The following is a 7321-nucleotide window of genomic DNA, read 5'->3' on the forward strand; positions in this document are numbered from 1 at the left end:
GTGGCGTACGCGTGCGGCGGGTGGCGGCGTCCGCGCGGGGCGGGCGGTGAAGCCCGTGTGAACTCCGGGTGAGCAGGCTCACGTTCGCCCCCGCCCCGACACCCGGCGCATCGCACCCGGAATGCGTCAACAGGCGCGAACCACAAGGCCAACCGTCGCGCACGGGAATTCCTCGGAGTCGAAATCCCCACCCGGTAAGGGGTTTTGTCTACGCGCGTTGCCGAACGATCGCCCGACAAACCCGGCATCCCTGGTTCCGGAAGCCTGTGCCAACTGCCCTAGACTCGAAGGCGTGCCACGTGGTGACGGAAGACTCAACCACGATCTTCTTCCCGGCGAGAAAGGCCCCCAGGACGCGTGTGGCGTCTTCGGTGTCTGGGCTCCCGGCGAGGAGGTCGCCAAGCTCACGTTCTTCGGCCTTTACGCCCTGCAGCACCGCGGTCAGGAATCCGCGGGCATCGCAGTGAGCAACGGCTCCCAGATTCTCGTCTTCAAGGACATGGGACTCGTCTCCCAGGTCTTCGACGAGGCCTCGCTGGGGTCGTTGCACGGGCATATCGCCGTCGGACATGCCCGCTACTCGACCACCGGTTCCTCGGTCTGGGAGAACGCCCAGCCGACCTTCCGGGCGACCGTGCACGGTTCGCTGGCCCTCGGGCACAACGGAAACCTGGTGAACACCGCCGAACTGGCGGCCATGGTCGCCGAACTCCCGGGCGAGGAGCACGTCTCCCGCTCCGGCCGGACCGCCGCGACCAACGACACCGACCTGGTGACCGCGCTGCTCGCCGGTCACCCGGACCTCTCCATCGAGGAGACGGCCAAGGTCGTGCTGCCCAAGGTCAAGGGCGCCTTCTCGCTCGTCTTCATGGACGAGCACACCCTCTACGCCGCCCGTGACCCGCAGGGCATCCGCCCGCTGGTGCTCGGCCGGCTGGAGCGCGGCTGGGTGGTCGCCTCCGAGACGGCGGCGCTGGACATCGTCGGCGCCTCCTTCATCCGCGAGGTCGAACCCGGCGAGCTCATCGCCGTCGACGAGAACGGCCTGCGCACCTCCCGCTTCGCCGAGGCGAAGCCCAAGGGCTGCGTGTTCGAGTACGTCTACCTGGCCCGCCCCGACACCAGCATCGCCGGCCGCAACGTCCACCTCTCCCGCGTGGAGATGGGCCGCCGGCTCGCCGAGGAGGCCCCGGTCGAGGCCGACCTGGTGATAGCGACGCCCGAGTCCGGCACCCCCGCCGCGATCGGCTACGCCGAGGCCAGCGGCATTCCGTACGGCTCCGGCCTGGTGAAGAACGCCTACGTCGGCCGCACCTTCATCCAGCCCAGCCAGACCATCCGTCAGCTCGGCATCCGGCTCAAGCTGAACCCGCTGCGCGAGGTCATCGCCGGCAAGCGCCTGGTCGTCGTCGACGACTCGATCGTGCGCGGCAACACCCAGCGCGCGCTGGTGCGCATGCTGCGCGAGGCCGGCGCGGCCGAGGTCCACATCCGGATCTCCTCGCCGCCGGTGAAGTGGCCGTGCTTCTTCGGCATCGACTTCGCCACCCGCGCGGAGCTGATCGCCAACGGGATGACGGTGGAGGAGATCGGCCGCACGCTCGGCGCCGACTCGCTCGCCTACATCTCGATCGACGGCATGATCGAGGCCACCAAGCAGCCCAAGGACCGGCTCTGCCGGGCCTGCTTCGACGGCGAGTACCCGATGGAGCTGCCGGACCCGGCGCTGCTCGGCAAGCTCCTGCTGGAGGCCGAGATCAAGGGCGGCCAGCAGCCGCCCGCCGTCCGCGGCAAGCCGACCGGCAGCGACCTGGACGGTGTCCAGTCCCTGCTCGGCGGAGCGGGCGCGGCCGACGCGCTGCGCCGCCCGTAACGAGTCCACGGTGGGGTCCCGCAGGCGGGGCCCCACCGCCGTTCCACCTCCCTTCGCTGTTCCAGCCAGCCCCACCAGACCCGAAAGGGCCGCACCGCAGTGACCTCCTCCCACCCGTCGCCCGCCAACACCCCTGACGGAGACGCTTCGCGTCACACCCCTGATGGCGCCACCTACGCCGCCGCCGGCGTCGACATCGAGGCGGGCGACCGCGCCGTCGAGCTCATGAAGCAGTGGGTGAAGAAGGCCAACCGCCCCGAGGTGGTCGGCGGCCTCGGCGGCTTCGCCGGGCTCTTCGACGCGTCCGCCTTCAAGAACTACGAGCGGCCGCTGCTGGCCTCGGCCACCGACGGCGTGGGGACCAAGGTGGCCATCGCCGCCGCCATGGACAAGCACGACACCATCGGCCACGACCTCGTCGGCATGGTCGTCGACGACCTCGTCGTGTGCGGCGCCGAGCCGCTGTTCATGACCGACTACATCTGCGTCGGCAAGGTCGTCCCGGAGCGCGTCGCCGCGATCGTCAAGGGCATCGCCGAGGGCTGCGCGCTGGCCGGCTGCGCCCTGGTCGGCGGCGAGACCGCCGAGCACCCGGGCCTGCTCGGCCCGGACGAGTACGACGTCGCGGGCGCCGGCACCGGCGTCGTCGAGGCGGACGCGCTGCTCGGCGCCGACCGCGTGCGGGCCGGCGACGTGGTGATCGCGATGGCCGCCTCGGGCCTGCACTCCAACGGCTACTCGCTGGTCCGCCACGTGCTGCTGAACCAGGCCGGCTGGAAGCTCGACCGCAAGGTCGAGGAGTTCGGCCGCACGCTCGGCGAGGAGCTGCTGGAGCCGACCCGGATCTACTCGCTGGACTGCCTGGCGCTCACCCGCGCCACCGAGGTCCACGCCTTCTCGCACGTCACCGGCGGCGGCCTGGCGGCCAACCTGGCCCGGGTCATCCCGGCCGGCCTGCACGCCCGCCTGGACCGCGGCACCTGGACCCCGCTGCCGGTGTTCCGGACCGTCGCCGAGGTCGGCAAGGTGGCCACCCTGGAGATCGAGAAGACGCTCAACATGGGCATCGGCATGGTCGCGGTCGTCCCGCCGCACTCGGTGGACGTCGTGCTGTCGCTCCTGGAGGACCGCGGCGTAGAGGCCTGGCTGCTGGGCGACGTCGTCGAGCGCACCGACGAGCACGAGGGCGGCGCGGCGCTCTACAACGCCTACGAGGGCTTCACGGCGGGCTGAGCCGCCACCTTGACGGCAGAGGGTCCCTCCGGCGTGCCGGAGGGACCCTCTCGCGTGCCGGGGCGTCCCCCGGGCGTCCACCGACCGGACCTGCCCGCGGGAACGCCGAAGACCGGCCCGGCGCCCTGGGGCGCCGGGCCGGTCCGGCAAAACTGCGGTTACGAGCGGCGGGAGGCCTGCGACGGCCCGGAGCCCGGCTCGGCGTCGTCCTCGTCGTCGAGGTCGGCGTAGCGAGCGGCGTACTCCGCGTACGGGTCGTCGTCCTCCTCCTCCTCGATCGGCTCAGGCTCGATCGAAGCGGTGGACGGCGATACGCCCAGCTCGTTGGACAGACGGTTAGCGTCGAACCCGCCGCTGTTGTACTTCAGCTCGCGGGCGACCTTCGTCTGCTTGGCCTTGGCCCGGCCGCGCCCCATGGGTCGACCCCCTCAACGATGGGGCTCACGGCCCCGAGTCTGACACGTGTTCATGATCAGGACCGGCCTGCCCGAATGGGAGGACCGTCCCTTGGAGCATTAACGGTACCTGTTTCCGCCGCTGGACGATACGTCGTCGGTGTGACGTGGCGCGCACTGACCGCACCCGCGACCAGGTCTTCCCAGGTCAAGGGAGGTTTTGCGGCGGTTTGCGCGCTGTCCGGAGGTGTCTGAGGTCCGTCGTTCCGGGTTCGATTATCCCCCCAAGGGGGACCTCGGATCACCCGTTCGGGCGCAGAAGTGAGAATCCGGTTCCACATTGTGATGCGCGGGGGACTGGGCCCCTCGCCCCCGGCCCGGCGGCCGGGCAAGGAGGGGGACTGGGCCGTCCCCCGCGCACCGGGTGACCGGATCGGCTCCGGACGGGACCGGATCAGCCGCGGCGGGCGCCCGGCAGCAGGACCGAGCGCAGCGCGCTGATCTCGCGCATCCGCTTCTCGGCCAGGCGGTCGGCGGCGACCGCCGGCGGGACGCCGTCGGCGGCGGCCCGGGTGAAGATCTCCAGGGTGGTGTCGAAGATCTTGGTGGCCTTGTTCTTGGCCCGCTCGAAGTTGAAGCCCTCGATCTCGTCGGCGACCTGGATCACACCGCCGGAGTTCACCAGGTAGTCCGGGGCGTAGAGGATGCCGCGGTCGGCGAGGTCCTTCTCGACGCCCGGGTGGGCCAGCTGGTTGTTGGCCGCGCCGCAGACGATCGAGGTGCCGAGCCCGCCCAGGGCGGCGACCGTGGCGTCGGTCAGCGCGCCGCCGAGCGCGCAGGGGGCGTAGACGTCCAGCTTCGCCTGGAGCAGGGCGGCGGTGTCGGCGACGACCTCCACCTCGGGGTGGGCGGCGCGGACGCGGTTGACGGCGGCCTCGGAGACGTCGGTGACGACGACGGTGGCGCCGTCCGCGACGAGGTGGCCGACCAGGTAGTGGCCGACCTTGCCGACGCCCGCGACGCCGACCCGCTTGCCGCGCAGGGTCGGCTGGCCCCAGCGGGCCTGGGCGGTGGCGCGCATGCCCTGGAAGACGCCGAAGGCGGTCAGGATGGAGGAGTCGCCGGCGCCGCCGTGCTCGGGCGAACGGCCGGTCACGAACTCGGTCTCGCGCGCGATGACGTCCATGTCCTGCACGTAGGTGCCCACGTCGCAGGCCGTGATGTAGCGGCCGCGCAGGGACTCGACGAAGCGGCCGTAGGCCCGGAGCATCGCCTCGTTCTTGTCCTTGTTCGGGTCGCCGATGATGACGGCCTTGCCACCGCCGAGGTCGAGCCCGGCCAGCGCGTTCTTGTAGGACATCCCGCGGGACAGGTTCAGCGCGTCCTCCAGGGCCGCCTCCTCGGAGGCGTACGGGAAGAAGCGGGTGCCGCCGAGGGCCGGGCCCAGCGCGGTGGAGTGGATGGCGATGATCGCCTTGAGTCCGGAGCTGCGGTCGTGGCAGAGGACGACCTGCTCGTGGCCGTCGCCGGGGGCGCCGTCCTGCTCGGTACGGAAGATCCTGCTGAGCACGCCGGGTGCGGGGTGCGTGGCGGATGTCTGTACGTCGGTCACTGTGGTGACTCCAGTATCGAAGGCCCGCTGCTGTGGTGCGGGCGCCTAAGGCGAAGCGTAGTCGCGTGCACGCCGCCGATCGGCCCTCTTGTCCGAGCTTGTGCCGGTTGTCCGAGGGGTGAGACGGGACGGCCTCGGAGTGCGGGCGCGAACTGTTCGAGGGCGCGCCCTCCCGGTGCCGGGCGCCGCGTGCGACCATGCAGGACGTGACCGTCGTCCGTACTTCCGTACAGCCGCCGTACGCCGCCCACCTGCGGGTCTACGAGCCGCTGGCCGCCTACCCGGAGCCCGAGCGGGCGCGCTGGCAGGCGTACGCGGCGGCGCACGGTCCGGACGCGGCGGAGGCCGCCCGGCCGGTGGCCGAGGCGGTGCTGACGGAGCAGCGGGAGGCGCTCGCCGAGCTGGTCGGGCGGACGCCCCGGGCACTGCCCGAGCGGGAGAGCGAGCGGGCTTACGTGCGGCTGGTGGACGGCGTCCTCTACGTCTGCCCGTGGGCGACCAGGCTGCGCAGCTGGCAGGCGCTGGAGGAGCTGCGGGCGGGGGCGCCGGTGGCGCTGCTGGACACCGCGGTGCCGCCGGTGGCGCGGGCGGCCGCGGAGGCGGACCGGGAGCGCTGGCAGGCCGAGCACCCGGACGCCCGGCCGTGGATCCTGACCAGCCGGTGGGAGGTGCCGGTGCGGTGGTTCCTGCCGTTCGGCGAGGAGGACCGCTGCTTCGTCCCGGCGGAAGCGGGGGACGAGGGGGAGAGGGCGGCGGCGCTGTTCTACCTGACGCCGATGGCGCAGGCGCGCCGGCGGGTGGCCCGGGCCTACCGGGCGTTGCGCGAGGCGGTTCCGGAGGGGGAACTGGTGCGGGGGGCGGAGCAGGTCGGGCGGTGGCTGGAGGAGTTCCATCCGCGCTCGCTGGTGGAGCTGGACTACGGGGGACTGGTGCATCTGCTGGGGGCGGAGCGGTTGTTGGCGGACCGTTCGGCGGGGGAGCTGGAGGACGGCCTGCGGGCGCTGCGGGCGGGGGACGCCGCGGAGGCGCTGCGGGTGTACGGGGAGCTGACGGTGCGCTGGCGGCGCGTGCTGGCGCTGCGGTACGCGAACTGACGTCCGACCGCCCGTGTATGACTGTAAGAGTCATGCGGCCCGCTCCACATGACGAAGGTCCCGGTTCGGGTCAATAGCCGTCGAACGTGACACTACTCACCGTTGACGCGAACTTACCCCTATGTGCAAAAATGGGACAACCAGCCCAACTTCACGTGAGCGTGCCCACTTTTGGGTGGTTCTGGAGTCGATGCGTGCTTTGCGGGGAAACGGAGGGTCTGGTCCCCTCGTAACCGGATGTCACTGTCGCGTAACTGTCCGCTATGGGGTGGTCCATCGCCATCCGTCGGCCTTGAACCCGTGAGGGGTCAATTTTGGCGGTTTGGTCGATAGGGCTGGACGGATGGTGTAGTTGTAGACACCAGGACAAGCCGTTCGTCCTATAACCGACTCGGCCCGTCTATGCCATTTCGGGCATCGCGGGCCAAGGTGCAGAATTTGAAGGATAGAACCGCCCTGGTTCGGTTCTCCCGAGGAGGCCGCTCATGACCGCTCGTACCCCTGATGCTGAGCCCCTGCTGACGCCGGCAGAGGTTGCCACCATGTTCCGCGTGGACCCGAAGACGGTCACCCGCTGGGCCAAGGCCGGCAAGCTGACGTCGATTCGCACGCTCGGCGGTCACCGCCGTTACCGCGAGGCGGAGGTGCGCGCACTGCTGGCCGGGATTCCCGCCCAGCGAACCGAGGCCTGATAGGCCAAAGGCTCTTTAAAGGGGCCGCTTACCGGACTCCGCCGGGTCCGGTAAGCGGCCCCTTTGCCATGCCTGCGGGCGGCCGCCGGTCTGTCGGAATGTTGAACTCCGGATAACGATTTGATGCTCATGGGGCGGGGGGGATTTACAGTGAATAACTGTACAATTTTACATATTAAATTAGTGACTTCATGGCGAGGTCGCGACGCGCCGGATGCCGGTGAAACGCGGGTGACGACCGTCACGCGCTCCATTGCTTGTGGTCTGGACCTGGTAGGGGGTAGGGGCGGTGCGGCCAAAACGCGAGAGGCCCGGAACCTGAACGGTTCCGGGCCTCTCGCACTGCGGCGATCCCGACGGGACTTGAACCCGCGACCTCCACCTTGACAGGGTGGCGAGCTAACCAACTTCTCCACGGGACC

The 7321-nt window shown here is 70.6% G+C and carries 6 protein-coding genes and 1 tRNA gene; 4 read left to right on the plus strand and 3 right to left on the minus strand.

Features of this window, described 5'->3' with window-relative positions; all coding sequences use genetic code 11:
- Positions 1-292: 292 nt before the first annotated feature.
- On the plus strand, positions 293-1873 hold the full coding sequence (gene purF / locus ACWCXH_RS05290) for an amidophosphoribosyltransferase (protein WP_449799958.1): 1581 nt from the start codon (positions 293-295) through the stop codon (positions 1871-1873).
- 99 nt (positions 1874-1972) lie between these two features.
- Positions 1973-3106 (plus strand): phosphoribosylformylglycinamidine cyclo-ligase, encoded by a 1134-nt coding sequence (purM, locus tag ACWCXH_RS05295; RefSeq protein WP_449799959.1) that lies wholly within the window; start codon positions 1973-1975, stop codon positions 3104-3106.
- A gap of 158 nt (positions 3107-3264) precedes the next feature.
- Here purM and ACWCXH_RS05300 read toward each other — a convergent pair whose 3' ends face one another.
- Positions 3265-3522, minus strand: coding sequence for a DUF3073 domain-containing protein (locus tag ACWCXH_RS05300; RefSeq protein WP_449799960.1), 258 nt, complete (start codon positions 3520-3522; stop codon positions 3265-3267).
- Between the two features lie 433 nt (positions 3523-3955).
- Positions 3956-5113, minus strand: coding sequence for a Glu/Leu/Phe/Val dehydrogenase dimerization domain-containing protein (locus tag ACWCXH_RS05305; RefSeq protein WP_449799961.1), 1158 nt, complete (start codon positions 5111-5113; stop codon positions 3956-3958).
- A 197-nt stretch (positions 5114-5310) separates the two neighbouring features.
- Between ACWCXH_RS05305 and ACWCXH_RS05310 the strand changes: the two genes are divergently transcribed.
- Together ACWCXH_RS05310 and bldC are read left to right on the plus strand one after the other, a co-directional pair.
- Positions 5311-6207, plus strand: coding sequence for a hypothetical protein (locus tag ACWCXH_RS05310; protein WP_449799962.1), 897 nt, complete (start codon positions 5311-5313; stop codon positions 6205-6207).
- Between the two features lie 485 nt (positions 6208-6692).
- Positions 6693-6899, plus strand: a complete 207-nt coding sequence (gene bldC, locus ACWCXH_RS05315; RefSeq protein ID WP_014137253.1) for a developmental transcriptional regulator BldC — start codon at positions 6693-6695, stop codon at positions 6897-6899.
- A gap of 348 nt (positions 6900-7247) precedes the next feature.
- Here the strand turns inward: bldC and ACWCXH_RS05320 are convergent.
- Positions 7248-7321: transfer RNA gene (locus tag ACWCXH_RS05320), tRNA-Asp, on the minus strand.

The organism is Kitasatospora sp. NPDC001660, from assembly GCF_053596725.1.